General features: G+C 46.1%; 2 protein-coding genes. Both read left to right on the top strand.

What is annotated here, in order from left to right:
• Window positions 1–142 precede the first annotated feature (142 nt).
• Window positions 143–523, top strand: a complete 381-nt coding sequence (locus tag CKO36_RS19005) for a hypothetical protein (protein ID WP_200286470.1) — start codon at window positions 143–145, stop codon at window positions 521–523.
• 299 nt (window positions 524–822) lie between these two features.
• The gene (locus CKO36_RS19000; protein WP_200286469.1) at window positions 823–1512 is read left to right on the top strand and encodes a dimethylsulfonioproprionate lyase family protein; all 690 of its coding nucleotides are present in this window, start codon (window positions 823–825) and stop codon (window positions 1510–1512) included.
• The last annotated feature ends 155 nt before the right edge of the window (window positions 1513–1667 follow it).

Below are 1667 nucleotides of genomic sequence, written 5' to 3'. Positions count from 1 at the left end.
GAAAGCCATGCGAAAAAATCGCCGGGGTCCGAAAAAACCGCTGACCAAACGCACTCGATACAAAGATAAGCCGCATGTCTCGACCGCCAAGCTTCTGGCCGCTGGTTAGCCCACCTTAAAAGGGCTGGACAATTGCAACAATATGCAGGAGCTAGGACGAATCACTGCGGCAATCGCCAAGAATGGGAGTCGTTTGGGACAGGTGTTATCAAGGGCTGTAGTAGGTGAAGAAATTCGGTTACGTGATCTTGAAACCGCCCTTGAATGGTTCATTACTTGGCGAATCAAGCTCGTTTCTCCCGATAATCCGTTCTGGTGTGGTGGCGTAACCGACTTAAACGTAACTGTCGACGATGATGAAACAATATCCGTAACAGCCTCTATCCGAATTGGCCCGGAAAGCGATGTCATGAATATTTATGAAGGAGTCTTACAGGGCATCTTTCACCTCAATGACAATAGGAATGAACTATCAGCATACAAAATTAAAGGGGCCAGGCTCGATTTAATTCGCAGCAATTGAATCGCACCAACAAAAATTGCCTAACAAGCCCATCAAGCCGAGGCCATACTGCGAATCGAACTCTTATAGCAGTCCCGTGATGTCGTAGTGGCTCAGTATGGCCTGGCTTATAAATTAAAGGGTCCAGGCTCGATTTAATTCGTAGCAATTGAATCGCACCGACAAAATTGCCTAACACGCCCATCAAGCCGAGGCCATACTGCGAATCGAACTCTCATAGCAGTCCCGTGATGTCGTAGTGGCTCAGTATGGCCCGGCTTATGGGTATACGTATGCCTTAATAATGTGGAAATATCAATATGTATAATATTTCAAAACTCTATGATTTGGCATCAGAAACAGCCATATTTCTCAAATCACAAATTTCCAGCCAGATTCCGGATACACATAAGCAATTAGCTTTGAACTTTTCCGCTGATCTGGAAACTCTCAACAGTAAGAGCTTAAAAGAACAGTGGCGGCCGGAATCAGTCGTGAGAGGTCTCAGGTTCTCGCCACAGTCGCTTGGTAATCAACCGACCCCGGAATTACGAAATTTGTATGAAGCTGCTCGTATTGCATTTGGCTTGGTCCGATGGACAGAGTTTTATGAAGATGATGAATGGAGTCGATCTTTTCTACCAAACTTCGCAAATGGTGAAGGCTTCGGTCCGGACGGTCGCATCTATCATAACAGTATCATTTTAGGGCTTTTTATATTGGGGCCCAATTGCGTATATCCGCCGCATGCCCATCCCGGTGAAGAATTTTATATTGTATTAACTGGCCATCCAGAATGGCAGATTGGTGCTAGCAATCAATATAAAGAAAAGACTCCCGGCTCTGTTCTAATCCATCGCAGCAACGAATGCCATTCTATTCGAACAATTGAAGAACCGCTTTTTGCTGTGTTCGGCTGGAGAGGTAATATCAGTGCCCCAAGCTGGTATCGAAAGGATATGACCGATGAATCTGAGAAGAAGCTGTATCCAAAGATTCGAAAGGGATAAAAGCGGTTTTCGGCTTAGTGTCGTAGATCAGCCCTTTTAAGGTGGGCTAACCAGCGGCCAGAAGCTTGGCGGTCGAGACATGCGGCTTATCTTTGTATCGAGTGCGTTTGGTCAGCGGTTTTTTCGGACCCCGGCGATTTTTTCGCATGGCTTTC

Origin of the sequence: Rhabdochromatium marinum, assembly GCF_016583795.1 — a bacterium.
Taxonomy (GTDB): domain Bacteria; phylum Pseudomonadota; class Gammaproteobacteria; order Chromatiales; family Chromatiaceae; genus Rhabdochromatium; species Rhabdochromatium marinum.
This window is presented reverse-complemented; position numbering and strand designations above follow the sequence as displayed.